Origin of the sequence: Pseudomonas syringae group sp. 243L2, from assembly GCF_032587875.1 — a bacterium.
Classification (GTDB): domain Bacteria; phylum Pseudomonadota; class Gammaproteobacteria; order Pseudomonadales; family Pseudomonadaceae; genus Aquipseudomonas; species Aquipseudomonas amygdali.
In genome coordinates this window covers 227,984-254,522 of sequence record NZ_JAWHPL010000025.1, presented here as the reverse complement: position 1 = coordinate 254,522, position 26,539 = coordinate 227,984, and the positions used below count along the sequence as shown (strand labels likewise).

Genomic DNA, 26,539 nt, shown 5'->3' with positions numbered 1-26,539 from the left:
CATGCGTGACACAAGCCCGGTCATTCGCGGCCGCTCGATCATTCGCAACACCGTCCTGAACTACAGCGGACAGGCCTATGTAATGTTGGTCGGGATTCTAATCATGCCGTTTTATCTGGGCCATCTGGGTGCCGAGGCTTACGGCTTGATCGGTTTCTTCACCCTGCTGCAAGCCTGGCTGCAACTGCTGGACGCGGGACTGTCTCCCAGCCTGGTGCGCGCAGTGGCACATCAGCAAGGCACTCCCGTGAGCGAGAAAAGCCTGGGCCGTCTACTGCGCTCATTCGAACTGATATTTCTACCGATCACGATGCTCTGCGGCCTGCTTGTCCATGTCGCCAGTCCCTGGATCGCAGCACAATGGTTGAACGCCAATACGCTGCAACCCGACACTCTGGCGCAGTGCATCACCTTGATGGGCATCGTCATAGCCTTGCGCCTGTATTCGACACTCTATAAAAGCGCCATTCAAGGCCTTGAGCAGCATGCCTGGCTGAACGCTGCCAATGTGTCGATTGCAACGCTGCGCTACTTCGGCGGGTTGCTGCTGGTCAGTCAGTTCTCCCGAGACCCACAAGACTTTTTTGTATTTCAGCTCGTGGTCGGGCTGCTCGAAGCCCTGCTTTTTGCCAGCAAAGCCCGCAGGCAGATGCCTGCGCCGCGCTGGCTGACCGGCCTGGACTGGCAACTGATCAAACCGCTGCTGCCCTTCGCCGTCAGTCTGTCGTTGAGCGCAGTGCTGTGGATTGTGCTGACTCAGGTGGACAAGGTGCTGCTGTCGAATCTGCTGCCACTGGACCAGTACGGCTACTTCTCACTGGTTGCGTTGATCGCCACGGGCATCGTGATGCTGAGCAACCCGCTGGTTCAGACGCTCTTGCCGCGCCTGACTGTGTTGGTGGCCGAAGGTAGGCGCGACGACATGCACACGTTGTTTCTGGCAGCCAATCGCCTTGCCTGTACCTTTCTGTTCCCTCTGGCAGGCGTAATTGCCCTGTATGCCGAGCCGCTGATTATCGCCTGGACGGGTGATGACGCCGCCGCGCGCTGGAGTGGACCGGTGCTGGGCTGGTACGCGCTGGGCAGCGCAATCATGGCCGCCAGTGCTTTTCAGTTCTACCTGCAATACGCCTATGGCCGAATGCACTTGCACCTGTGGTACAGCCTGATTTCGACACTGATCAGCGTGCCTGTAATGTTCGTGGCAATCCATTATCACGGCGTTTACGGCGCGGCGCTGGCGTGGTTTTTTCTGCGTGCGACGTCCTTCGCCATATGGCCCGTCATCGTCCATCAGCACTTGGCACCGGGTCTTCATCGGCAATGGTTAAGCGACATTCTGCGTATCAGTGCGATGACCGCTGCGGGCCTGGCGATCAGCGCGCCTGTGTTCCATCTGATTGCCGATGAAAGCCGTGGCAGCCTGCTGCTGGCGCTCGCCGCCAGCGGCCTTGTCACTCTGGCACTGGTGGCGGCAAGCCATGGGCCGCTAGCGTCAAAAATCTATGTTTTGTTCAGCAAACCGAGTACCTGAGCCATGGACGACACTGCAAAAAATACCGGCGAACCCTGCGTGGCATCGCCGTTGCTGAGCATCATATGCCCCGCCTACAACCAAGAGACCTTCATTGCTCAGGCACTGGAAGGGTTTCTGTCACAGCAGACCGATTTCAGGTTTGAAATCCTGATCAACGACGATGCATCCACGGACAGCACTGCACGCATCATTGCGCACTACGCCGAGCGGTATCCGACGATCATTCGGCCCTTCTATCAACAGGTCAACCAGTACAGTCAGGGCGCACCTTGCGTTCCGGGCCTGTTCGCCGAAGCCCGCGGCCGTTATATCGCCTACTGCGAAGCCGACGATTACTGGACTGATCCGCGAAAGCTGCAGCTGCAAGTGGACTTTCTCGAGAGCCATGCCGATTACGTCATCACCTATCACGACGCGTTCGCCTTCGACGAATACGGCCAGTACGGCGTGCAACTGCAAGGCCTGTTGCGCAACGATGCTACGGCGCTGGAGCTGCAACAGGCCAGACGCCTGTCGACGCTGACCGTCTGCTTTCGCAATGTGTTCAGCACAATGCCGCCCGAATTGAGCATGTGCGGAGCACCGTTGAACGATATGTGCTGGTGGTCATTGCTGGGGGCCTACGGCAAAGGCAAGTTCATGGCGCAGATCAAGCCGGCTGCCTATCGGCTGCACCCCGGCGGCGTGTTTTCCATGCGCAGCGACAAACGCAAATTGCATATGAACCTGCAGACCTGTTCAAGCCTGGCCAACTATTACAATCGTCTGGGCAATCAGCCCCTGTACGAACACTTCCTGATGCAGACGGTGTGCCTCTCGCTGGCCGCGCTCGCCCCCCGCCACAAACTGCAGACGTTGTGGAAAGTGGCCGGCAATGTTGTCGTCAACCTGAGCAGACGCCTGTTCCAGACCAGTGGCAAAGCACATGTTCAGTAACGTACTGGTGTTGTGCGTCGGCAACATCTGCCGCAGCCCGATGGCCGTCGCGATACTGCATCAACGCCTGGAGGCCACGCAGGTGCGCGTTCAGTCAGCAGGCATCGCCGCGCTGTCAGGTTCGTCCATCGACCCGGCGGCTCGGCAGGTTCTGCAAACGCACCGGGTACAGCCGCAGCGCCATGCAGCTCGGCAGATGAGCCGTGATCTGCTACGCCAGGCCGACCTGATTCTGCTGATGGAGCAGGCACATTTTGCCGACGTCCTTAAACTCGCACCCGAAGTACGCGGCAAAGCCTTTCTGATCGGTAAATGGCAGCACCCGCTCGACATCGCCGACCCTTACCGACGTCCCGCATCAGCCTTTGAACAGACCTACACGCAGCTCTCACGCTGCATTGACGACTGGCTTCCTCATTTTCAGTCAGGAGCAACAGGATAAATGACCGTCATGAACCGTCCTTCGCTGGATTTCCACCAGGACTCCCGGATTGATCTGGCAGCGGTCCTGCGCATGCTGTTCGATCACAAAGCGCTGATCCTGTGGACCGTCAGCCTGTTTTTTCTGATCGGTCTGGGCTATGCCATTCTGGCCACGCCGGTGTATCAGGCCACCGCCATGATCCAGATAGAGCCCCGAAAAATCGGCATCGAGGGCACCCCGGAGGTCAGCGCCAAGCCATTGTCAGTGTCGCAGGCGACCACCGAGATCGAGCTGATCAAGTCGCGCGCATTGTTGGGCAAGGTCGTCGACGATCTGAAGCTCAATACGCTGCAGACACCTGATTTCTTTCCGGTAATCGGCCCTTACCTATACCGTACCTTCAAGCCAGTGCGCGACGGTGAATTGGCTAAGCCGTTATTCGGCCTGACGCAATACGCGTGGGGTGGCGAGAAAATCGAGGTATTCCAACTGGAGGTGCCGGAGCACCTGCTGGGCGAAAAACTCACCCTCATCGCAGGCAAGCCTGGCCAGTTCTCGCTCTACGACAACGAGCACAATCTGCTGCTTGGCGGCACCATCAACCGCATTGTCGAAGGCAACGGGGTGAAGATTCAGGTCGCTGCGCTGCGGGCGCGTCCCGGTACCGATTTCAGTGTCTCCAGACAGCGCACGCTCAGCACCGCGCTGGTTTATCAGAACCGGTTGAAAATCGCCGAAGCCGGCCGGGACTCGGGCATCATCTACCTGTCCATAGAGGACCAGGACGCACAGCGGGCCAACCGGATTCTCGACGAAGTCAGCCATCTTTATGTACGCCAGAACGTGGAGCGCAGTTCGGCCGAGGCCGCGCAGCGGCTGCAGTTTCTACGCTCGCAGTTGCCTGCCGTGCGCAAACAGCTGGAGGACGCGGAGACTGCGCTGAACACCTTCCAGACCAGCGCCAGGTCGGTGGACCTTAGCATCGAAACCAAAGGCGTGCTTGATCAGGTGGTCAGCCTCGACTCGATGCTTTCCGAACTGAAACTCAGGCGCGTAGAGCTGGAACGGTTGTACACCCGTGAGCACCCGACCTATCGCAGCCTGATGAGCCAGATGAACCAGCTGGAACAACAGAAACAAGGCCTGTTGAAGAAGATCGACGCGCTGCCCATGACCCAGCAGGAGTTGCTGCGTCTGACCCGCGATATGCAGGTCATCAGCCAGACCTACACATTGATGCTCAACAAGAGTCAGGAGCAGGACATTCTGCGTGCTGGCAGCATTGGTAATGTGCGGGTCATCGACAACGCCGACACCAATGTCGAGAAACCCGTCAAACCGATGAAGACGCTGATTGTGCTGATCGCCACGCTGATCGGCGCACTGGTCGCGATGACCATCGTATTCGTGCGCCAGGCGTTCTATCGGGGCATCGAGAGCGCCGAAGTCATCGAAAGTCTGGGCATGCCGGTCTACGCATCACTCCCCCACTCGCGTCAGCAGGAACGCCTGGAAAAGCGCGATCAGGATAGCAAGGATTCAAGACTGCTGAGCATTGCCGCACCCGGCGAGCTGGCCATCGAATCGCTGCGCAGCCTGCGTACCAGCTTGCACTTCGCCATGCTGGAGGCGCGTAACAACGTACTGATGATATCGAGCCCGACACCAGGCGCCGGCAAATCGTTTGTATCGAGCAATCTGGCAACCATCATTGCCCAGACCGGCAGGCGGGTTCTGCTGATCGATGCCGATATGCGCAAAGGCTACCTGCATCGCCTCTTTGGCCTGCAGCCCAAACACGGTCTGTCCGACACGCTGGCCGCCCGCTTGCGGTGCACCGAAGTCATCCATCAGACGCGGGTCCGGCATCTGGATTTTATGTCCTGTGGTTTCGCGGCACCCAACCCCTCGGAACTGCTGATGCATGACAACTTCAACAAGATGCTGGCCGAATTGTCGCCACTGTATGACCTGATCCTGATTGACACGCCACCCATCCTCGCTGTGACCGACGCGACGCTGGTGGGTCGCCAGGCAGGCACCTGTCTGCTGGTTGCTCGTTTCGGCATGACCACCGCCCAGGAAATCGAAGCCTGCAAGCGCCGCCTGGGCCAGAACGGAATTCTGATCAAGGGTGCCATTTTCAACGCGGTGGTACGCAAGGCCACGACGTCCGATTACGACTACGCGGCCTATGGCTACAACTACCACCCTGCGCCCCGATAACCCGTATTGACGCCTGCCGTTCACTGAGCTGTTTCATTTAAAAGGAATTAATCATGGCCCTCTCCGCCCAGGAAGCTCGCTGGTATCTGATCCAGACCAAACCGCGTCAGGAAGCCCGCGCCGAAGAGCATTTGCGACGCCAGCATTTCCAGTGCTACCGACCGCTGCAGGTCGATGTGAAAAAAAACGCTGCCAGGGTTCAGGCCGACGAGCCTTTGTTTCCCGGTTACCTGTTCATTCAGATGGATCAGGTACAGGACAACTGGTACCCGATTCGCTCCACACGCGGAGTCTCGCGCATTGTGACGTTCGGCGGGCACCCGGTGCCGGTCCGCGATCATCTGATCGAGCAGATCCGCCAGCGACTCTCCACACCTGCGCCCAAAGCACGATTTATTCAAGGTGATCCGGTAATGATCACGACGGGCAGCTGGAGTGATGTGGAAGCCATCTTTCTGAGCGAAGACGGTACCGAGCGTGCGGTGATTCTGCTCAACATGCTGCAACGCCAGCAAAAAATGGTGTTGCCCATCAGCAGCCTGTCAAGGGTCGAAGCCCGCGCGTAAGACCTGCCGCACCTGTAGGAAACTGCCCAAGGCGTGTGCCTGAAACATGCGTCTCAGCCTGCTTAACCAGCCCCGGAACCACACCATGCCCCACCAGACCACCTTGGTGACGCTCACCTATGGTGACCGTTTCAGCTATCTGCACACATTGATCAGCCGCTCGCTGGAGAGCCCGCTGATCGGTCGTGTGATCATTGTCAGCAATGCTTCCGTTGCACCCTTGCAGGCGCTGTGCGATGAGTGGCCCGACCGGATTCAGGTGCTCTGGCTGCCTGACAACACCGGCTCGGCCAACGGCTATTCGACAGGCATCAAGGCCGCGCTGGAAACCGGCGACGATTACATCTGGTTGATGGACGACGATAACGCGCCGACCACCCATGCCATTGAGGTGTTACACCGGTCTCTTCATGAACGTGAAACGATCGACGGCAGGGACAATTGCGCAGTGCTCGGCTTTCGCCCCACGCATCAAGCGGACATCGCCGCGGGTGTACCGCTGCGTTACGCCATTCAGCGGCGCTCAAGCTTCTTCGGCTTTCACATCGCCCAGTTGCCATACAAGATTTGGCGACGCCTGCCCTTCGGAAAGCCCGGTGCCAGCGTGCCCATGCCGGAACGGGTGCAGCTCCCTTTCGCCACCTACGGGGGGTTACTGGCCCATCGCAGCCTGTACAAGAAGATCGGACTGCCACTGGACGCGCTCAAGCTGTACAGCGATGACACCGAATACACCTGGCGCATTACCGACGGTGGCGGGAAGGTATTTCTGGTCCCCGAAGCGCTGCTGGAGGATCTCGAGGACTCATGGAACATCAAGGCGCGCACCCGCAACGTCTATGAAAGCTACTTGTCGGGCGGATCGGACCTGCGCGCTTATTACGCCGCGCGTAACCAGGCGTGGTTCGACAGGCATATCTGGGCGTCCTCCCCACTGCTCTATCAAGTCAATCGCCTGGTATTTCTCTGCCTGTTGAGCCTGTATGCCTGGCGCTATGACGCCGATGCGCGCCTGAACCTGCTCAACGACGCCATTCACGATGGGGAAGCCAGCGTGCTGGGCCTGAACAAGGCCTACCCGTTATGAAAATTCTGTTTATCAGCAGCCTTTATGCGCCCGATATCGGCGGCGGCGCAGAGATCATTCTGCAACGTACTGTCGAGGGCTTGCAGCAACGCGGGCACAGCGTCGCCGTGCTGGCCACCACCGACCGGCCCGGTTTGCAGTTGGCAGAGGTCAATCGGGTCAAGGTCTATCGCGCCGGCCTGCTTAACCGGTACTGGCACTTCATGGCCCAGCGTCCGGGCCGTCTGGCGCGGCTTGCCTGGCACTGGCGTGATCGCTACAACGCCGGCATGCGCGAATACGTAGGGCGGGTGATGGAACTGGAGCAACCGGAGCTGGTGGTGTGCCATAACCTGACCGGATGGTCGGTGTCGGCGTGGGACGAAATAACCAGGGCCAATCGCCCGATCGTGCAGGTCCTGCATGACTTTTACTTGCTCTGCCCGGCCAGCACCATGTTCAAGAAGGGTCATAACTGCCAGCGCCAATGCACGATGTGCACGCAGTTGCGCAGCAATCATGCACAGCAGTCAGAACAGGTCGACACGGTCGTGGGTGTCAGCCGCTTCATGCTCGACACCTTGCAGGCGCAGGGCTATTTCAAAGGCGCGCGGGGTTACGTAGTGCATAACGCCAGCCCGTTCACTCCACCGATTTCGGGGCAGCCCAAGGCACCCGCCGATGATGCACCGTTGCGCTTCGGTTACCTGGGCACGCTGTCCACAAACAAGGGGCTGGGATGGTTGATTGATCAGTTTCAGCATCTGCCGTTCAAAGCCACCCTGCAGATTGCCGGCCGTGGGCAGGCATCTGATGAAAAGCACTTCAGGGCCATGGCCACATCACCGGACATCAGTTTTGTCGGCGTCCAGAAGCCCGAAGACTTCTACCGCCAGATCGACGTGGCAATCGTCCCCTCCCTGTGGAATGAGCCGTTCGGCATGGTGGCCGTCGAGGCCTGCGCACATGCTCTGCCAGTCATCGCCAGCCGCATGGGCGGGCTGACGGAAATCATTCAGGAACCGCTCAACGGTCTGCTGTGCAGCCCCGATGACCCGGACTCGTTGGGGATGGCAATGCTCAAACTGCACCAGCAACCCGAATTGCTTAAGCGCCTCGGCAGCCAGGCGCGCAACAGCGTCGCGTCGTTGATGAACCTGGACCTCATGCTGGACCAGTACGAAAGCATCTTTGCCCAGACCCTGCAGGACCGCCGCACGTACGTCACACAGTGAAGGGGCGCAATCTGCCCCATCAAGCCCGTTCAAGGACAGGATCTGGCACCAGCCAGATCACCCTCATCAGCAGGATGCTCGAGATGATTGTCATCAATTCACGGTTCCTCACCCAGGATGTCAGCGGTGTACAGCGTTACGCAGAGCATATGTGCAGAGCCCTGAAGCGGCTGCGCGACGATCTGGTATTCGTCGCTCCGCGCACCATCAGGCTGCATGACTGTGCCAGCGCACTGGAGGCCCAGTGCATCGGTCATTCCACCGGGCATATGTGGGAGCAGATCGACCTGCCGCTTCACTTGAAACGTCAGGGCAGCCCGCTGCTGATTTCAGTCAGCAACACAGGGCCAATGTTCTATGGCAACCAGATAGCGACTCACCACGACATCACCTATGTGCGCTATCCGCAAAGCTACACCCGGCTATTCCGCCTGGCCTATCGGACCATCACCCCGATTCTGCTGTCACGCGCCAGAACGCTGATCACCGGCAGCAACTTCTCGCGAAGGGAAATAACCTCGTTCTATGGCTACGCCGAGGACAAGGTGCTGGTCGTGCCCGCTGCGGTCAGTGACGAATTCACGCCGAGGCCGACACCTGTCGATCAGCCGAAATACTTGCTTGCAGTTTCCTCACCCGCCGTACACAAGAATTTCAACCGGATGATTCAGGCATTTCTGAGTTTGCGTGGCCACACCGACCTGCAACTGCATATTGTCGGCGCAGCCAGCGCATTGTTCGCCGACCCTGATCTGCAACACCTCGCCTGCCGTGACCCGCGCATCCGTTTTCTGGGGCGACTCAGCGATGCCGAGCTGATCAGCCAATATCAGGGTGCCACAGCGTTCGTATTTCCCTCGCTTTACGAGGGGTTCGGCATTCCGCCGCTTGAAGCACAGGCCTGCGGTTGCCCGGTGCTGGCCGCCAATGCCGCTTCGATTCCCGAAGTCCTGCAAGGCAGCGCACTGTATTTCGACCCGCTGGACGTCAGCCACATGGCCGCAGCAATGCAGCGCGTGCTGGTGGATGCGCCGTTGCGCAATGCGCTGCGTGTTCAGGGATTGCATAACGTGCAGCGTTTTTCCTGGGACCTTTCCGCGCAGCGCCTTTCCCAGCGTATCGATGCGCTGCTGGAGTCTGCTCCTGCGTCGCCAAGCAAGCAGCACGTCGTACCCGAGTCGTCCGCCGGCAAACCCTGACCCCACAACAGTAACGCCAGGATGCGCCCTGTCGCATCCGCAGTAGCGCGGGCCATTACAGCAAGGAACGCCCATGAGAATTGCTATTGTCCACGACTGGCTGGTGAGTTACGCCGGTGCCGAGCGCGTGCTTGCTTCCCTGATCAACATCTGGCCCGATGCGGATCTGTTTGCAGTCATCGACTTTCTCAGCGATCAGGACCGCGCGCAGCTGCGCGGCAAGGTAGCCAGAACAACGTTCATCCAGAAGCTGCCCGGCGCGCGCAAACATTATTCACGCTACCTGCCGCTGATGCCGCTGGCCATCGAGCAACTGGACCTCTCCGGCTACGACCTGATCATCAGCAGCAGCCACGCAGTGGCCAAGGGCGTGCTTTGCGGCCCGGACCAACTGCACATCAGCTATGTGCATTCGCCAATTCGCTACGCCTGGGACTTGCAGCACCAGTACTTGCAGGAATCAGGGCTGGGCAAGGGAATCAAGGGCAGTCTGGCGCGCCTGGTCCTGCATTACATGCGCCTGTGGGACCAACGCACGTCGACCGGTGTGGACGCATTCATTGCCAATTCGGGCTTTATCGGCGCACGCATCTCCAAGGCGTATCGACGTGACTCCACCGTCATCTATCCGCCAGTGGACACGCTCGGTTTCACCCCCCAAGGCGCGCGTGGGGACTCCTACCTGTGTGCATCGCGGATGGTGCCCTACAAGCGCATGCCAATGATCGTCGAAGCCTTCGCCGCCATGCCGGACAAACGCCTGATCATGATCGGTGACGGACCGGACCTGACCAAGGCGCAGGCCATTGCCAGGCAGGCGCCTAACGTAACGCTGCTGGGTTTCCAGCCTGGCGCGGTACTGCTGGAACATATGCGCAGCGCCAAGGCGTTCGTCTTCGCCGCCGAGGAGGATTTCGGCATCAGCCCGGTTGAAGCCCAAGCCTGCGGCACGCCGGTAATCGCGTTCGGCAAAGGCGGCATCATGGAGACCGTGCACGGCCTGGATCACCCGCAACCGACCGGCGTGCTCTACCGGCAGCAAACCGTGGCAGCGCTGAGCGCCGCCATCGGCGAGTTTGAAGCTGCGCAATCACGCATCTCGCCGCAGGCCTGCCGGGCCAACGCCGAACGGTTTTCGGTGGCGCGTTTCGAGCAGGAGATCAAAGCCTTCGTCGAGAACCGTCTGGCCACCTCGCATCTTGTGCATCTGGCTCGCCTGCCCCACCCGCACCGCGTCGCTCAACCAGCGCCGGTCCCGGGCAGCGAACTGCCAGGCCGTGTCGTCCCCATAAAAACCGTCTGAGCGAGCCCCTCCAATGCGCACTTCCGTCCGCGGCATTCTGCATGCCCATCAGTCAGCGCTGTCGCTCGCCCATCGTCTGCTGGACCTGATCATCATCGTGTTGATCGGCTACTGGCAAACCGGGCTGCTGGTCACCGACAGCACCGAGGCCTGGTCGCACATTATCCTCGCGGTACTGGTATTTCACTGGGTCAGCGAATATCACCAGCTATATGGTTCATGGCGTGGCGAGCGCATCCTGCGCGAACTGACCAAGATCTTCAGTTACTGGGCGATGACCTTCATTACCCTGCTGTCACTGAACAGCCTGCTGCTCAACCAGACGCAATTGCCCGATAACGGCCAGATGAGCTGGTTCGCCCTGACGCTTGCGGTGCTGTGCGGCTATCGACTGCTGATCCGCCTGGTCCTGCACACTCTGCGTCGGCACGGCTTCAATACGCGCCGGGTGGCAATTGTCGGGACCGGTCAGGTCGGCGAGCGACTGGCCCGCTCCATCTCCCTCGCGCCGTGGATGGGACTGAACCTGCTGGGGTTTTACGACTCGCACCCGCAGCAGATGAATCTGCGGGCTGAAAAACGTCGTCTGCCAGTGCTGGGTGATCTGGACCAGTTGATAGAGGATGCCCGTGCAGGCCGTTTAGACAAGGTGTACATCACCCTTGCGTTCAGCGACGAGCCGCAATTGCGCGAGCTGATTACCGGTTTGAGCGACACCACCGCCTCGGTGTACCTGATTCCCGACGTGTTCATGTTCGACCTGCTGCACGCCCGCAGTGAAAGCATCAATGGCCTGGCCAGTATCAGCATTTTCGATTCGCCCATGGACGGTGCCTGGAGCCTGGTAAAGCGCGCCGAAGACATCGTCCTGTCCAGTCTGATTCTGCTGCTGATCGCCCTGCCACTGCTGGCCATCGCGGCGGCCATCAAGCTCACCTCTGCGGGCCCGGTGCTGTTTCGCCAGCGCCGCTATGGGCTGGACGGCCGTTCCATCATGGTCTGGAAATTTCGCAGCATGAGCGTCCAGGAAAACGCCGATGTGGTGCTTCAGGCAACGCGCAATGACGCGCGGGTAACGCCGCTGGGGGCATTTTTGCGGCGCACTTCGCTGGATGAACTGCCGCAGTTTTTCAATGTGCTGCACGGCGATATGTCCATCGTCGGCCCGCGCCCTCACGCCATCGCCCATAACGAGCAGTACCGCAAGCAGGTCAGCGGCTACATGTTGCGCCACAAGGTCAAACCCGGCATCACCGGCTGGGCGCAAATCAATGGCTGGCGCGGTGAAACCGACACACTCGACAAGATGCGCATGCGCGTGGAATTCGACCTGGAATACATCGAGCACTGGTCGATCTGGCTCGACCTCAAAATCATTCTGCTGACGCTGTTCAAAGGCTTCGTCAACAAGAACGCCTTCTGACGCTTCCCCTGAGTGAACGAACGCGCCGAAATTCGTCGGTACGCCGAAAGAAAGGAGCAATGCCATGAAAGGAAAAACGCAATGAATCCAAGGTTAGTTGCTTTACTGCTCACCAGCCTGGCGCTGCATGGCTGCGCATTCGCCCCGGGGCAGCACATGACGCCGGACGACGTTACCACTGGCAAACCGGACGAGCCCAGGGCGCAACTGATTGAGGTCACACCGAAAAGCCTTCAGCAACAACAACAACGCGCCACCGCAGATGCCAAGGCACTGCCGCAGGCGCTGCTTGACTACAAGACTCCCGAATACGTGATCGGCGCTGGCGATACCTTGCTGGTCACCGTGTTCGAACACCCGGAGCTGACCGCGCCGGGCTCGCAGGACCAGCTGGATGCCAACACCCGGGAGGTGCTGAACGATGGCACGCTCTACTTCCCCTACGTCGGACGCATCCGCGCGAGCGGCAGAACGGTGAACGAGGTGCGCGAGCAATTGCGCATGGGGCTGGCGCCGCAATACACCGAGGTCAAGGTCGACGTCAAAGTGCTGCGCTACAACAGTCAGCGAATACTCCTGTCCGGCTCCTTCAAAGTGCCCGGCCCGCAACCTATTACCAATATTCCGTTGAGCCTGGTGCAGGCCGTAAGTGTCGCGGGCGTTGACCTGACCGATGCCAATCTGGCCGGTCTGACCCTGCGCCGCGATGGCCGCGATTACCTGATCGACATCGATTCGCTGAACCGCAGAGACTCGCAACTGAGCAGAATCTTCCTGAAGGATGGCGATTACCTGCACCTGAACAGTAATTCGCGAAACAAGATCTACGTGCTGGGCGAAGTACGTAACCCGCAAGTGATCTCCTTCGGCACCACCCGCCTGACATTGCTGGAGGCACTGGGCAACTCCGGCGGCCTCAGCCCGGACAGCGCAGATGGCGATGCGGTGTATGTGATACGCGGTGCGGAAAACTTTGCCGAAGCGACGTCTATCGTTTACCACCTCAATGCCAGGAAGCCCACCGCCTACCTGCTGGCGGGGCAGTTCGAGCTCAAGGCGCAGGACGTGGTATTTGTAGGCACGGCCGATATCACCCGCTGGAGCCGATTCATCAGCCAGTTGCTCGGTTCGGCCAGTGTGGTGCAGACCGGCGCAGCGTTCCGCAACTGACTCTGACGAAGCTTTGAAAATCTTCCTGCAAGCAGTTTTGCGGGATTTTTTTTGGCCCGCCGAACAACGCAAAACTGTTGCCTGAGCAACAGTGGTTCAACAGTTGGCTGGCTTTTCGTCAGCATGGCAACGCCGCACCGTCGGTATGAAAAGCGCGCAAACCCAATGTCTGCGAGCCATCGCCGGACCTTGCGAAGGCTGGCACACAAGCTGCTTTACAGACACACGCTTATCGCAAGGAAATCCCATATGCTCGTTGTTTCACTTTCCGGCAGCCCTTCGCCCAAATCCCGTTCCGGCGTAGTGCTGGCTCATGCCAGCCGCTGGTTACAAAGCCGCGGGGTTGAAGTCACCACGCTGCGCATACGCGACTTCAATGCCGAGGACCTGCTTTTTGCCCGCTTCGACAGCCCACAAGTGCTGGAATTTATCGAAGCGGTCAGGCAAGCCGATGGCCTGCTGATTGGTACGCCGGTCTACAAGGCGTCATTTTCAGGCGCACTGAAAACCCTGCTCGACTTACTGCCCGAGCGTGCACTGCATGGCAAAGTGGTCTTGCCGCTGGCCACCGGCGGCAGTATCGCGCACATGTTGGCCGTGGATTACGCGCTCAAACCGGTACTGTCGGCGCTCAAATCGCAGGAAGTGCTACACGGCATCTTCGCCATCGATACCCAGATCAGCTACGACGACAACGAAGAAGGCGGCACCCTGGACGAAATCCTCACCGAGCGCCTGCATGAGGGGCTGGAGCACTTCCATCACGGCCTGCAACGTCGTTTGCAAGCACGTCACAAGCAGGCCGGCGGGCATTTGCAACTGGCTTTATAGCTCGGCATCAATGCTCGACAATCAGCGGATACAACGAGGCCACCAACAGCACGGCCATCACGCCGTTGAAGATGCGCAACCCCAGCGGGTCACGCAGAACATTGCGCAACAAACTGCCAAAGCCTGCCCAGATGCCGACACTGGGCAGGTTGATCAGCGCAAACACCGCCGAGATCACCACCACATTGTAGAAATAGCCCTGCATCGGCGTGTAGGTGCTAATGGCACCAATCGCCATGATCCAGGCCTTGGGATTGACCCATTGAAACAGCGCTGCACTCATGAAACTCAGCGGCTTGCCCTGACTGTCGACGTTATCGGAGGCAGGACCTGACGTGGCGATTTTCCACGCCAGATACAACAGATAAGCGGCGCCGACATAGCGCAGGATGGTGTAGAGAAGCGGCCATGCCTTGAACACACTGCCCAGCCCGAAACCGACGGCCAGCACCAGGACAAAAAAACCGATGCTGATACCCAGCATGTGCGGCAACGTACGGCTGAAACCGAAATTGACGCCCGAGGCCAGCAGCATCATGTTGTTCGGGCCGGGGGTAATAGAGGTGACGAACGCGAAGAGTGTGAAGGCAAGAAGCAAATCGAAAGAGAGCACCATACAGCCTGTCCAGATTAGTGAGTCAGGCACTTACCCTATAGAAGGCGCTGCAAGAAACACACGGACAGTTGACCGGTAATTATTACCGTACAGTTTGATAAAAAACTCTTTTAAAGCGGACTGTTAACCTTGTGGCTGCTGGCCAGTCACATTCAGATCAACGCTTGCTTCGCCTTTATCATCGAATTCGCGCGCCTGCTGTGCCTGCGGATCAGCCATCAATTGCGCCTTGCGTGCCTGGTATTCATCAAACGACAGGCCGCGCCGGTTAAGGTCTTCAAGCGCCAGTTGATGGCTTTCTTCGGCGCTGAAGGGACGCTGCTCGACAGCATGGTGGTTGGAGCAGCCGGAGAGCAGTGCAACGGTGAATGTGAGGACAAGCGCAAGGGCAAGTATACGGTTCATCTGGGGCCTCCGGGGCAGGCTTCATTTCAGGAATGACGCAAGGTTACGCCCGCCCCCGACGCAGCAAAAATCATCCGCCGTGATAGTCGCTATCGACTATTGCGAGCATCCTCGATCAATACCTCGCGCAACGCCTGAGCCGCAGCGGAAAGCTTGTGATCGGCCAGCATCATCAGGCCGATACGACGCTCGATACGCGGTTCCACCAGCGCGATGCAGCAAGCACCCAGTTCCTGCATCTGCCCGATGCACAGCGACGGCACCGCGCTGACACCCAGGCCATTGGCAACCATGCGCCCGATGGTGGACAGCTGATGGCTTTCAAACGCCACCGCCAGTTTGCCGTGCATCGGCTCGATGGCCTGCTCCAGTAGCAAACGCACAGCCGAAGGCCTTTGCAGGGCAATGAAGTCTTCGCCCAACAGCTCGGCCCAGGACACTTCGCCAAGCCCGGCCAGCGGCGAATCCTTCGAGACCACAGCCACGAAGCGATCCATATAAAACGGAGTGAACGACAACGCGCTGTTCGACTCGGGCTCAAAGCCGATGCCCAGCTCGACACGGCGGTGACGCACCATCTCCAGCACCTGCTCATTGATCACGTCATGCACCGCGACATTGACCCGTGGGTAGCGCCCGCGAAACACCTTCAGCGCTGCCGGCAATCGATTGCCGGCAAATGAAGGCATGGCGGCGACCGAAACCCGGCCCGTTTGCAAGGTAAACCGCTGTCGCAACAGCTCTTCGGTGTTGTCCCAGTCAGCCAGCAACTGGCGCGCCAGCGGCAACAGGGTTTCGCCCTCGGGTGTCAGGCCGACGTTACGTGTAGTGCGTGTCAGCAATTGCCCGCCAAGGTCCTCCTCAAGGCTCTTGACGGTCAGGCTCAACGCCGGTTGCGAGATGTTCAGTCGTTCCCCGGCCTGGGCGAAGCTCAGGTACTGCGCCACTGCCAGAAAAGCCCGAAGCTGCTTGACGTTCATATATTTGTTTTTCTTATTAATTGATCAGAAAAACAAAATTAACAAATCAGTCGCTGCGAGAGAAGATGCAAGTCACCCGATCCTCCGACAGTGCGACTGTCGGTCAACAACTATAAAAGGCGGATCAACATGGCTGGACTCGATAAACGAGTAACGACCTACGAAGAAGCCCTTGCCGGGCTGACCGACGACATGACGGTACTCTGCGGTGGTTTCGGTCTGTGCGGCATTCCGGAAAACCTCATTGCGCAGATCAAGCGTATGGGCATCAAGGGCCTCACCGTCGTCTCCAACAACTGTGGCGTTGACGGCTTCGGCCTGGGCATCCTGCTTGAGGACCGGCAGATCCGGAAAATGATTTCGTCCTACGTGGGCGAAAACGCCTTGTTCGAAAAGCAGTTGCTCAGCGGCGAGCTGGAAGTTGAACTCACCCCGCAAGGCACCCTGGCAGAAAAACTGCGCGCAGGCGGCGCGGGCATCCCTGCGTTCTACACCGCGACCGGCTATGGCACGCTAGTGGCTGAAGGCAAGGAAACCCGGCAGTTCAATGGCCGCAATGTGATCCTGGAAGAGGCCATCACCGGCGACTTCGCCTTGGTCAAGGGCTGGAAAGCCGACCACTTCGGCAACGTGATCTATCGTCACACCGCGCAGAACTTCAACCCGGTAGTAGCCACTGCTGGACGAATCACGGTGGTTGAGGTCGAGGAAATCGTCGAGCCAGGTGTGCTTTTGCCGACGCAGATCCACACGCCTGGCATTTACGTCGACCGGGTGATTCAGGGCACCTTCGAAAAGCGCATTGAACAGCGCACCGTCAGAAAACCCTGACAGAGCAGCTCGGCCATACAACAACAAAGAGATTTCAGACCATGGCACTTTCTCGCGAACAAATGGCTCAACGCGTCGCCCGTGAACTCAAGGACGGTTATTACGTGAACCTGGGCATTGGCATTCCGACCCTGGTGGCCAACTACGTACCGGACGACATCGACGTCATGTTGCAGTCGGAAAACGGTCTGCTGGGCATGGGCGCATTTCCGACCGAAGACACCATAGACGCTGACATGATCAATGCTGGCAAACAGACGGTTACGGCGCGTATCGGCGCGTCGATTTTCTCGTCGGCCGAATCCTTCGCCATGATCCGCGGCGGTCATGTAGACCTGACAGTGCTCGGCGCTTTCGAGGTGGATGTCGAGGGCAATATCGCGTCGTGGATGATCCCCGGCAAGCTGGTCAAAGGCATGGGCGGAGCGATGGACCTGGTGGCAGGTGCCGACAACATCATCGTGACCATGACCCATGCCTCGAAGGATGGCGAATCCAAACTGCTGCCCCGCTGCAGCCTGCCACTGACCGGCGCGGCCTGCATCCGCAAGGTTCTGACTGACCTGGCGTATCTGGAAATCGACAACGGTGCCTTCATCCTTCGCGAGCGTGCGCCGGGGGTCAGCGTAGAAGAAATCGTGGCAAAAACCGCGGGCAGGCTGATTGTGCCGGATGATGTGATCGAGATGAGTTTCTGAACGCGGGCATCTTCGAGCAGGATGGATACATCTCTGTGGAAGATTCTATGATTCCGTTTTGCTGCCGGTTCCCGGCAGTTCGCGGACAAGTCCCGTCCCACAGATTCCGGACAGTTGAGGGAGTGAGCTTGCTCACGAAGACGTTGGTTCAAACACTCGATATCCAGGGACTGTACTGGCCTCTTCGCTCCCACAGGATTTGTCGTTCCGGACGCTCTGCGTCCGCAATAGTCGGCTGTTCAAGTAACTCCCCGATAATAATTACAAAAAGAGGTGCCCCCGATGGCCGCCAACGCCAACATAGAAGAAAGCCGCTCTGCCCGATTCGCCTTGCGCTGTGCCGCATGGGCTGAACGCTGGTTTCCCGATTCATGGGTATTTGCCGCGCTGGCGGTGGTCATCGTCACACTGGCAACACTGGCCATTGGCGCACGTCCGGCCGAGGCTGCCAAAGCGTTCGGTGACGGGTTCTGGAGCCTGATTCCGTTCACCATGCAAATGGCCTTCGTGGTCATCGGCGGTTACGTCGTGGCCAGTTCGCCGCCCGCGGTGCGCCTGATCGACCGCTTGGCCCTTGTGCCGCGTAACGGTCGTTCGGCAGTGGCATGGGTGGCGCTGATTTCCATGCTGGCTTCGCTGCTCAACTGGGGGCTGTCACTGGTGTTCGGCGGCCTGCTGGTGCGCGCCCTCGCCCGCCGTACCGACCTGCGCATGGATTATCGCGCAGCCGGTGCTGCCGCGTATCTGGGGCTGGGCGCAGTCTGGGCGTTGGGGCTGTCGTCTTCGGCGGCACAGTTGCAGGCCAACCCGGCCAGTCTGCCGCCTTCGATCCTGGCGATAACCGGCGTGATCCCTTTCACTGAAACCATCTTTCTCTGGCAATCCGGGGTGATGCTCGCCGCGCTGGTAGTCATATCGCTGATCGTGGCCTATGCCACCGCCCCTGGCCCGAACAGTGCCCGTGACGCCAAAGCCTGCGGTGTCGACCCGGCATTCAGCCTGCCGCCACTGGCACCTCGCACACGGCCGGGCGAATGGCTGGAATACAGCCCGCTGTTGATCATCCTGATGGTACTGCTGGGGGTCGGCTGGCTGCTCAGCGAGTTTTCGAGCAAACCGGCGATCACCGCAATTTCCGGGCTCAACACCTACAATTTTCTGTTCATCATGCTCGGAGCGTTGCTGCACTGGCGACCACGCAGCTTTCTCGATGCCGTAGCGCGGGCCGTGCCCACCACCACCGGCGTGTTGATTCAATTCCCGCTTTACGGCTCGATCGCTGCGTTACTGACCACAGTCAAAGGCGCTGATGCGCAGACCCTGGCGCACTACATCTCGACATTCTTTACCAGCATTGCCTCCCACGACACCTACGCCATTCTAATGGGCGTCTATTCGGCCATTCTGGGCTTTTTCATTCCGTCGGGCGGCGGCAAGTGGATCATTGAAGCGCCTTACGTGATGCAAGTCGCCAACGACCTGCAGTATCACCTCGGTTGGGCGGTGCAGATCTACAATGCAGCCGAAGCGCTGCCCAACCTGATCAATCCGTTCTACATGCTGCCGCTGCTGGGCGTACTGGGCCTCAAGGCACGTGACCTGATCGGTTTCTCGTTCGTGCAGTTGCTGGTCCACACGCCGCTGGTGCTGTTTCTGCTCTGGGCATTGGGCACTACGCTGGTCTATACGCCACCGGTAATGCCCTGATCGTCAGCCATTGAACGAGTAGTCACGCTCGACCTTGCAGATTCGCGTGGTGAACGCCTGATACCAGCGCGCGCGTCCCTGTTCGCGGACCTGGGCGTGATCGGCCTGCTGTTTCCAGGCCAGAATCGCGGTTTCGTCGCTCCAGTAGGACACGGTGATGCCCAGTCCGTGTTCGTCGCGAGCCGATTCCACGCCCAGAAAGCCGGGCTGCTGCCTGGCCAGTTCTACCATCCGCTGCGCCGCGTCTGCGTACGCCTGACCCTCTTCAGACGTACGCAGTGAGGTGAACACCACCGCAAAGTAGGGTGTGGGAAAGCGCGCTGCCATCATGATCGATTCCTCTGCGCGGCCTGGCTGCACGCGCGGACGAACGCAGCAACCACAGGAGATACCTTGCCCTGCAACGCAGCCCGCTCCGGCTGGAACAGCGTGGCGACGAAGAACGGGTGGCCCTGCAATTCGATACTGCGCACTTCGCCTTCAGGGCCGCGGCCGCTGACTTTCAATGCATCGCCGAACAGCGCTGGCTCAAGCTCACGACGCAGACCGTAGCGGCAGTGATAACGCTCCTCGATATTCAGCGTGCCGTAGGCTTGGGCAATCAAAGTGTCGGGTTGCAGGTGAATCGCCGCCACGGATTCAACCAGCGAGCAGCTCAATGGTTCGATGATGACGTTTGCCGCCTGCGGCGCAGTTTCGCCGTGCTCGGCGTCTGCCCAGCCCAGTTGATTGCGGGCGTACTCCACCAGTGCGTGCTGAAAGCCGCCGCACGTCCCCAGAAACGGTACGAGACGCTCGCGTGCGAAACGGATGGCCGTCAACGCGCCCTGCATGTCCAGGTACGGGCTGGCCGGTACACACCACAGCCCATCAAATTCGCCAAGCCGCGCACCGCTGCCGATCTGTGGCGTCGGTAGCCATTCGAAGCTGACCGGCACGTGAACGGTCTCAGCCGCCATCGCCAACGCCAGCGGAATGGCCTGATGGGCTGGCACATCGGCGTTGAAATCGCCCACCAGCCCGATCTGCAAAGTGTTGCGTACGTTATTGATTGTGCCCATGCCCCGCCCCCTGTTCGATTTTCGTATAACCCGGGCGGACTATAAACAGGCAGCAAAACCAGCAGAATGGGCATTGCAGCAATGCCTGGCGTGCAGCGCTGCACGTTTCTTCAGCCAGTTACCGGCGTCAGCACCGGCTGCCCGGAAAAGAACGCCAGCAGGTTATCGTTGACCATTTGCACACTGTCTCTGGAAGCCTCGGGCGACAGGCCTGCAACATGGGGCGTAAGCACAACATTGCCCAGCGTTTTGAGTACGTCCGGCACAGCGGGCTCATCGTCGAACACATCCAGCGCAGCCCCGGCAATCTGCTCGTTCTGAAGTGCACTGACCAGCGCATGGGTATCCACCACACTGGCACGCGCAATGTTGACCAGAAAGCCGTCAGGGCCCAGCGCTTCAAGCACACCGGCATCGATCAGGTGCTGCGTGCCACTGCCACCGGGTGTGGCAATGATCAGGAAATCCGACGCCGCAGCCAGTGCCTGTGCGGTGGCGTGCCAGGTGTAATCGCAGTCGGTGCGCGGTTTGCGATTGTGATAGCCGATGGCGATGTCGAACGCGGCTGCACGCCTGGCAATCGCCAGCCCAACCGCTCCCAGTCCGACGATTCCCAAGCGCTTGCCTGCCAGCGACGGTCGAACCACCTTGCGCCATTCGCTACGGCGTACCGACGCATCGGCCTGCGGGATGTCACGTACCAGCGACAGCAACAGCGCCAGCGTATGGTCAGCCACTGTGGCGGCGTTGACGCCTGCACCATTGGTCACGGTGATGCCGCGTGCCTGCGCGGCGGGCAAATCAACCTTCTCGTAGCCGGCACCGCTCACGCAAATGATGCGCAGGTTCGGCAGTGCATCCATTTCCTCGTCGAAAAAACCCAGTGGCCCACGCGTCATCACGGCGCTGATGCTCTTCCCGTGTGCAGCAATTGCCTCGGCGCGCAGTTCGGCCGTCGGCGCACGAATCAACTGATAACCGCTGCTTTCCAGAATCGGCAAATACATGTCCAGATTTTCCACCAGCACCAATACCGTTGTCATGCGCACTCCCGTTCGGTCAGCAAAACGCTGACAGTAACGCGACTTCGTGCGCTTGTGCAGAGCCAATTGCACAGACAATGGCGCTCGTTGGAAAAAACCTTTTGCGATAACACCAGGTGTTCATGAAGTGGACGCATTTGCCGGACAGACTGCGTTACAAGCAACCTCGCCAACGCGATAGTGCGCTATCGTTGCGTGCAACGCTGTGACCAGTAACGGTATTGGCTGGTGCAGTCGAACGCCTTCCAACCATAAGGAACCAACCGCCCATGCAAGGATTTTCCGCCACTCTGTCGACCACAACCCTGTTGAAAAAGACCTTCCTGGCCGCAGCGGTCATGTCGGGCCTGATGCTGTCATCCGGTATGGCAGCGGCGGCGGATGCACCGGGCAAGGTGCTGAGCGAAAAATACGGTCTGCCCTGGCCAGCCGTGATCGCCCATCGCGGAGCTTCGTTCGACGCTCCGGAGGAGACCATTCCGGCGTATACCCTGGCACGCGACCTGGGCGCGGACTATCTGGAGATGGACATCCAGCGTACTAAAGATGGCGTGCTGATAGCGCTGCACGATGACGTACTGGAACGCACGACCAATATTGCCGAAGTGTTCCCGACACGGGTCAAGGACCCGGTCAGCACCTTCACCCTGGCGGAGCTCAAGCAACTGGACGCCGGCTCATGGTTCAACAAGGCTTACCCCGACCGGGCGCGCGCAAGCTACAGCGGGTTGCAGATCCTGACGCTGGATGAGGTCATCGACATCGCCGAAGGCGGCGCGAACAAGCCTGGGCTGTATATCGAGACCAAGGTGCCGAACAAGTTTCCCGGTGTCGAAGCCGATCTTAAAAAGGTGCTGACCAAACGTGGCTGGCTGGCTCAGCGACCTGCTGCTGCGGCCGGTCATGTGAACGTCGCGCACATGCCGGGGCGTGTGGTATTGCAGACGTTCGAGAAGCAGAGCCTGGAACTCCTGCAAAAAGAAATGCCGAAAGTGCCCAAGGTCATGCTGCTGTGGATTGGCGAAGGCTCGATAGAGCCTAAATCCAGCGTCGCGTTCAAAGACTCGGGGGCCAAGGACAAGGCCAGCTACTACGCAGCGCAGGAAGTCAAATCGCCGGAGGAATTCCAGAAGTGGATTGACTGGGCCAAGGCTCATGGTGCGATCGGCACCGGCCCTTCTTCGCAACTGGCCAAGGGTGGCGATCAGAGCTACATGGACCTGGTCAAACCCTGGATGAACAACCTGACCCACGAGAAAGGCATGGTGATCCACCCTTACACGGTGGACGACGCAGAGGACTTCAAGCGGATCAGCAATGATGGAGTTGACGGTTTCTTCACCAACCGCACTGCCGAACTGTTGAAGTTCTACGGGCGGCCAGCGAAAGAGAGCATCGAGACGATTCTGAAGCGTAACGGCTACTGATCGACTGGCTGGCCGCATCCTGCGATGCGGCCAGCGCCGATTGATCAGAAATCGATGGTGCCGGAGAGCTTCAAGGTGCGTGGCTCGCCTTGAGTCAGATAGCCACCATTGGCCGATGCCCAATAATCCTTGTTCATCAGGTTTTCGACGTTGGCACGCAGCGTGACGTCCTTTTGCGCAACGTTGAAGGTATAGCGCGCGCCCAGATCAAAGCGGTTCCAGGTCGGAATGCTCAGATTGTTGGCAGCGTCGACATATTGCCCGCCGGTGCGCAGCATGCGCGCATTGATGGCTGCGCCCGTGACGCCTGGCACATCCCAATCGGCACCCGCGTTGAACTGGAAGGTCGGCACACCAATGGCCCTGTTGCCATCGTTGCTGCCACCCGACGTGCCGCTCACCTCGGTGTCCATCAGAGTAAGACCGGCTAGCAGACGCAGGCCGCTGACGGGCTCGCCGAACACGTTCATTTCCACGCCACGGTTGCGCTGCTCGCCATCACGGACGTAGCGCGTTCCGCTGCCATCCTGAATCTGGTAGCCATCAGTCGGTTGTTCAATACGGTATACACCCAGGCTTGCACCGAAGGTGCCCATGTCCAGCTTCACGCCCGCTTCAATCTGTTTTGAACGCGCCGGCGCGAACACCTCGCCAGGGTTGATCGTCACGGTGCTCGGCGCCGTCGGCCCCTGCGCAAGGCCTTCAATGCGGTTTGCATAGAACGACACATAGCGCCAAGGCTTGAACACCAGCCCGTAGACCGGCGTGGTGATTGCCTCGTCATACAGTGCGTTGCGCGGGCCGCTGCCATAGTCGTAGCCCTGGACGCGCAGTTGCTGGCGACGCAGGCCTGCGGTCAGCAGCAGGCGATCATCGAAAAAGCCCAGCGTGTCGGAGAACGCTACGCTGCGCATACGGCTCTTGCCGACGATACCGGGATCACTGAGATCGCCACCCGAGAAGCTGTCCAGCGCAGGACGTGTTGTTTCCACTGGGTTGTACAGGTTGCTGCCAGCCGGACTGCCGAACAGGTAGGCACTGCGCTGCTCGGTCCAGATGCCGGACAGACCGAAGTTGACCTTGTGACTGACCGCGCCGGTCTGCAGCTTGCCGTTGATGCCGGCCATGGCTGTCTTGTTGTCTTCGTCATGCGGAATGGAAGACGGTGACGCCGTGATGTTGCCTGCGGCGTCATTGATAGTCGGCGAGCCATAGATACCATTTTCACGGGTGTGCTTGGCACCGGCTGCAGCGTACAGCGTCCAGTCATCGTTGAGGTCGTATTCGGCCCGGCTCATGCCGAAGGTGTCTTCGGTTTCGGTCCAGGTCCAGTTCGGCGCGTAATTGGTGTCGGCATCCGGTGCATGCGGCACACGGGTCAGGCCACTGCCAACGAACACCATGTTGCGATTCTGATTGATGCGCTGCTTCTGGTAGGCAAAATCGCCGGAAAGACGGAAGTTGTCACCCTGATAATCAAGCCCCAGCGCGAACAGCTTGCTGCGATGCTCTTCGTCTTCAACGCCGGTCTCGCCTTCGCGCTGAGACAGGTTGAGGCGTGCGCCGAATCGATTGCCTTCGCCAAAGCGCTGGCCGAGGTCCAGGTGCTCGCCGACCCGGCCGTCGCTGCTGATGTCGGTGGTAAAACGCCGTGTCGGCGTGTCCTGAGCGCGCTTGGGTTGCAGGTTTACGCCGCCGCCAATACCGGAGCCGGTCGGTGTTACGCCGTTGATGAAGGCATTGGGGCCTTTGAAAACCTCAACCCGTTCCAGCGCATCGGTGGAGATGATCTGGCGTGGCAGCACGCCGTAAAGGCCATTGTAGGAAATATCATCGGTGGTCAGTTTGAGGCCACGAATGACGAAGATCTTCGAGGCGTTGGCATAGCCGCTTGACTGGCGAACCGATGCATCATTGAGCAGCACATCACCGACGTCTTCGGCCTGCTGGTCCTCGATCAATTGTTCGGTGTAGCTGGTCATGGTGAACGGCACGTCCATGACGTCGGCATTGCCCAGAACACCCAACTGCCCGCCGCGAGCCACTTGCCCTCCTGCGTACACAGGCGGTAGCGCGTGCGGGTCGGCCTTGTCGGCACTGATATCGGTCTCTCCGAGAACCATCGGGCCTTCCTGCTGACTGGCGGCAGCAGTAGCGGCCCAGGCCGGAGAACCAATGGAACAGCAAAATGCGAGCAACGTGAGGCGCATCGGGATCGATGGGGTGTGCATGAAAAGGTCCTGCTGACGAGATGAGCGAGATCGGAAGAAACCTTCCTGGAGATGACCGACTCAGTGGATGCGAAATGCTACCACATGTTACTGGGAATGCTTATCATTAATTTATGTGCAGGGCGTCACATAACCAACGCTCATCGCTACGTCTCACACAGCAATGCTTTGAAACAGGTAGGGGACAGCCACCTGAGTGCGACTCTCGTGTAAGCTCGTACGCTATTGGTTTTCCCATCGAGAGGCCTATGCAATCCACTTTCCGACGCTCGACACTGGCAGCACTTCGTGGTTTTGCCTTGCCAAGCGGTGCAATCTCCATTGTTCCTTCTGCCGCCGACTATCGGCGCTGTCTGCTGGAAAGGATCGCTTCGGCCACCCGGCGCATCTATATCATCGCGTTGTATCTGCAACAGGATGAAGCTGGTCAGGAGATCCTCGACGCACTGTACGCGGCCAAGGCCGCACGGCCTGAGCTGGATGTCGTGGTTCTGGTTGACTGGTTCCGCGCGCAGCGGGGCCTGATCGGTGCCGGGCGGCAACCGGGCAACTCGACCTGGTATCAGGCGCAGAACCTTGAATACGATGAAGAAGTGCCGATCTACGGCGTGCCGGTGCAAACCCGTGAGCTATTCGGCGTGCTGCACCTCAAGGGCAGCGTGATCGACGATTGTGTGATCTACAGTGGCGCAAGCATCAACAACGTCTACCTGCACAAGCTCGACAAATATCGTCTGGACCGTTACCACCTGATCGAAAGTGCGCCACTGGCCGACGCTTTCCAGAACCTGGTGCAGCGCGAAATACTCCCTTCACCGGCGGTGCACCGCCTCGACCTGCAATCGCCACCTGGCTCGCGCAGCATTCGCAGCGAGATTCGCGCTTTTCGTGCGGATCTGAAACGCGCTGCGTACGACACTTCAGCAGGCGAAAAGGAAAACGGCGAGCTGCGGGTGATTCCGCTGCTGGGCGTCGGGCCGCGTAACAATCTGAATCGTGCCATCTGCGACCTGATCGCCTCGAGCAAGATCCAGCTGACCATCTGCACGCCGTATTTCAACCTGCCGGTGGCGGTCACCCGCGAAATCAATCGGGCGCTCAAGCGCGGTGTGCAGGTCGATATCATCATTGGTGACAAAACCGCCAACGACTTCTTCATCGACCCGGACGAGCCGTTCAAGGTGATCTCGGCCCTGCCCTATCTGTATGAAATCAGCCTGCGACGCTTTGCCCACAAGCATCAGAAGGCAATCGCGCAGAACCGCCTCAACGTGCACCTGTGGAAACACGGCGATAATACGTTCCACCTCAAAGGCATCTGGGTCGATCAGCGCTATACACTGCTGACAGGCAACAACCTGAACCCTCGCGCCTTCAATCTTGATTTGGAAAACGCCTTGCTGATCGATGATCCGCAGGGCCAGTGGAGCGAAACGCGCGAGGCGGAAATCGCCCATTTGATGCGCAACACCCAACGCGTCAACCAGTACGACGAACTCGACACACTGGTCAATTATCCCGAAGGGGTACGCAAATTCCTCAAGCGCGTCAGCCGTGTGCGGGTCGAGCGATTGCTGTACCGGATACTCTGACCCTCAAGCCTGAGGCCGACATGCCTGGCATG

24 protein-coding genes are annotated in these 26,539 nt (G+C 59.3%); 17 read left to right on the top strand and 7 right to left on the bottom strand.

The window, feature by feature from the left end; all coding sequences use genetic code 11:
* Position 1: 1 nt before the first annotated feature.
* The 12 genes from RYB66_RS19595 to ssuE all read left to right on the top strand — a co-directional run bounded on the left by RYB66_RS19595 (position 2) and on the right by ssuE (position 13,916).
* Positions 2 to 1,534: a lipopolysaccharide biosynthesis protein gene (locus RYB66_RS19595; protein WP_316895194.1), complete on the top strand. Its 1,533-nt coding sequence runs from the start codon at positions 2 to 4 to the stop codon at positions 1,532 to 1,534.
* 3 nt (positions 1,535 to 1,537) lie between these two features.
* The gene (locus RYB66_RS19590; RefSeq protein ID WP_057404156.1) at positions 1,538 to 2,473 is read left to right on the top strand and encodes a glycosyltransferase family 2 protein; all 936 of its coding nucleotides are present in this window, start codon (positions 1,538 to 1,540) and stop codon (positions 2,471 to 2,473) included.
* A complete protein-coding gene (locus RYB66_RS19585; RefSeq protein ID WP_002554036.1) occupies positions 2,463 to 2,915 on the top strand; it encodes a low molecular weight protein-tyrosine-phosphatase in 453 nt (150 codons plus the stop codon). Before RYB66_RS19590 ends, RYB66_RS19585 begins: the two co-directional genes overlap by 11 nt.
* Positions 2,916 to 5,123 carry a polysaccharide biosynthesis tyrosine autokinase gene (locus RYB66_RS19580; RefSeq protein WP_004665708.1) on the top strand — a complete coding sequence of 736 codons (2,208 nt, stop codon included), beginning with the start codon at positions 2,916 to 2,918 and terminating at the stop codon, positions 5,121 to 5,123.
* Positions 5,124 to 5,176: 53 nt separating this feature from the next.
* On the top strand, positions 5,177 to 5,689 hold the full coding sequence (gene rfaH, locus RYB66_RS19575; RefSeq protein ID WP_316895192.1) for a transcription/translation regulatory transformer protein RfaH: 513 nt from the start codon (positions 5,177 to 5,179) through the stop codon (positions 5,687 to 5,689).
* Positions 5,690 to 5,774: 85 nt separating this feature from the next.
* Positions 5,775 to 6,776 carry a glycosyltransferase gene (locus RYB66_RS19570; RefSeq protein WP_005780700.1) on the top strand — a complete coding sequence of 334 codons (1,002 nt, stop codon included), beginning with the start codon at positions 5,775 to 5,777 and terminating at the stop codon, positions 6,774 to 6,776.
* Positions 6,773 to 7,990: a glycosyltransferase family 4 protein gene (locus RYB66_RS19565; RefSeq protein WP_057404154.1), complete on the top strand. Its 1,218-nt coding sequence runs from the start codon at positions 6,773 to 6,775 to the stop codon at positions 7,988 to 7,990. Before RYB66_RS19570 ends, RYB66_RS19565 begins: the two co-directional genes overlap by 4 nt.
* A gap of 83 nt (positions 7,991 to 8,073) precedes the next feature.
* On the top strand, positions 8,074 to 9,189 hold the full coding sequence (locus tag RYB66_RS19560; RefSeq protein WP_016981469.1) for a glycosyltransferase family 4 protein: 1,116 nt from the start codon (positions 8,074 to 8,076) through the stop codon (positions 9,187 to 9,189).
* 73 nt (positions 9,190 to 9,262) lie between these two features.
* Positions 9,263 to 10,492, top strand: coding sequence for a glycosyltransferase family 4 protein (locus RYB66_RS19555; protein ID WP_316895190.1), 1,230 nt, complete (start codon positions 9,263 to 9,265; stop codon positions 10,490 to 10,492).
* 13 nt (positions 10,493 to 10,505) lie between these two features.
* The gene (locus RYB66_RS19550) at positions 10,506 to 11,915 is read left to right on the top strand and encodes an undecaprenyl-phosphate glucose phosphotransferase (RefSeq protein ID WP_316895188.1); all 1,410 of its coding nucleotides are present in this window, start codon (positions 10,506 to 10,508) and stop codon (positions 11,913 to 11,915) included.
* A gap of 81 nt (positions 11,916 to 11,996) precedes the next feature.
* Positions 11,997 to 13,085: a polysaccharide biosynthesis/export family protein gene (locus tag RYB66_RS19545; protein WP_316895186.1), complete on the top strand. Its 1,089-nt coding sequence runs from the start codon at positions 11,997 to 11,999 to the stop codon at positions 13,083 to 13,085.
* 249 nt (positions 13,086 to 13,334) lie between these two features.
* Positions 13,335 to 13,916: an NADPH-dependent FMN reductase gene (gene ssuE / locus RYB66_RS19540; RefSeq protein ID WP_005744418.1), complete on the top strand. Its 582-nt coding sequence runs from the start codon at positions 13,335 to 13,337 to the stop codon at positions 13,914 to 13,916.
* Between the two features lie 7 nt (positions 13,917 to 13,923).
* Here the strand turns inward: ssuE and RYB66_RS19535 are convergent, their stop codons facing one another.
* The 3 genes from RYB66_RS19535 to RYB66_RS19525 form a co-directional block, all read right to left on the bottom strand.
* Positions 13,924 to 14,532 carry a LysE family translocator gene (locus tag RYB66_RS19535; protein ID WP_316895184.1) on the bottom strand — a complete coding sequence of 203 codons (609 nt, stop codon included), beginning with the start codon at positions 14,530 to 14,532 and terminating at the stop codon, positions 13,924 to 13,926.
* Positions 14,533 to 14,655: 123 nt separating this feature from the next.
* Entirely contained in the window at positions 14,656 to 14,937 is a 282-nt protein-coding gene (locus RYB66_RS19530; RefSeq protein WP_316895182.1) for a hypothetical protein, read from the bottom strand.
* An 89-nt stretch (positions 14,938 to 15,026) separates the two neighbouring features.
* Positions 15,027 to 15,917, bottom strand: a complete 891-nt coding sequence (locus RYB66_RS19525) for a LysR family transcriptional regulator (protein WP_316895180.1) — start codon at positions 15,915 to 15,917, stop codon at positions 15,027 to 15,029.
* Between the two features lie 129 nt (positions 15,918 to 16,046).
* On the opposite strand from RYB66_RS19525, the gene RYB66_RS19520 reads away from it, so the two are divergent.
* From RYB66_RS19520 to RYB66_RS19510, 3 genes are all read left to right on the top strand, one after another.
* Positions 16,047 to 16,748: a CoA transferase subunit A gene (locus tag RYB66_RS19520; RefSeq protein ID WP_316895179.1), complete on the top strand. Its 702-nt coding sequence runs from the start codon at positions 16,047 to 16,049 to the stop codon at positions 16,746 to 16,748.
* A gap of 41 nt (positions 16,749 to 16,789) precedes the next feature.
* Entirely contained in the window at positions 16,790 to 17,446 is a 657-nt protein-coding gene (locus RYB66_RS19515) for a CoA transferase subunit B (protein ID WP_002554052.1), read from the top strand.
* 282 nt (positions 17,447 to 17,728) lie between these two features.
* Positions 17,729 to 19,153, top strand: coding sequence for a short-chain fatty acid transporter (locus RYB66_RS19510; protein ID WP_316895177.1), 1,425 nt, complete (start codon positions 17,729 to 17,731; stop codon positions 19,151 to 19,153).
* Between the two features lie 3 nt (positions 19,154 to 19,156).
* Here the strand turns inward: RYB66_RS19510 and RYB66_RS19505 are convergent, their stop codons facing one another.
* The 3 genes from RYB66_RS19505 to RYB66_RS19495 all read right to left on the bottom strand — a co-directional run bounded on the left by RYB66_RS19505 (position 19,157) and on the right by RYB66_RS19495 (position 21,257).
* Positions 19,157 to 19,483: an antibiotic biosynthesis monooxygenase family protein gene (locus tag RYB66_RS19505; RefSeq protein ID WP_005734325.1), complete on the bottom strand. Its 327-nt coding sequence runs from the start codon at positions 19,481 to 19,483 to the stop codon at positions 19,157 to 19,159.
* The gene (locus RYB66_RS19500) at positions 19,480 to 20,214 is read right to left on the bottom strand and encodes a CTP synthase (RefSeq protein WP_316895175.1); all 735 of its coding nucleotides are present in this window, start codon (positions 20,212 to 20,214) and stop codon (positions 19,480 to 19,482) included. Before RYB66_RS19500 ends, RYB66_RS19505 begins: the two co-directional genes overlap by 4 nt.
* A 110-nt stretch (positions 20,215 to 20,324) precedes the next feature.
* Positions 20,325 to 21,257 (bottom strand): 2-hydroxyacid dehydrogenase, encoded by a 933-nt coding sequence (locus RYB66_RS19495; protein WP_316895173.1) that lies wholly within the window; start codon positions 21,255 to 21,257, stop codon positions 20,325 to 20,327.
* A gap of 269 nt (positions 21,258 to 21,526) precedes the next feature.
* Between RYB66_RS19495 and RYB66_RS19490 the strand changes: the two genes are divergently transcribed.
* Positions 21,527 to 22,684, top strand: a complete 1,158-nt coding sequence (locus tag RYB66_RS19490; protein WP_004656799.1) for a glycerophosphodiester phosphodiesterase — start codon at positions 21,527 to 21,529, stop codon at positions 22,682 to 22,684.
* A 44-nt stretch (positions 22,685 to 22,728) separates the two neighbouring features.
* On the opposite strand, the gene RYB66_RS19485 is transcribed toward RYB66_RS19490, so the two are convergent.
* Positions 22,729 to 24,915, bottom strand: coding sequence for a TonB-dependent siderophore receptor (locus tag RYB66_RS19485; protein ID WP_316895171.1), 2,187 nt, complete (start codon positions 24,913 to 24,915; stop codon positions 22,729 to 22,731).
* A gap of 248 nt (positions 24,916 to 25,163) precedes the next feature.
* Here RYB66_RS19485 and pssA point away from each other — a divergent pair, with 248 nt between their 5' ends.
* Positions 25,164 to 26,507 (top strand): CDP-diacylglycerol--serine O-phosphatidyltransferase, encoded by a 1,344-nt coding sequence (gene pssA, locus RYB66_RS19480; RefSeq protein WP_316895170.1) that lies wholly within the window; start codon positions 25,164 to 25,166, stop codon positions 26,505 to 26,507.
* Positions 26,508 to 26,539 lie beyond the last annotated feature (32 nt).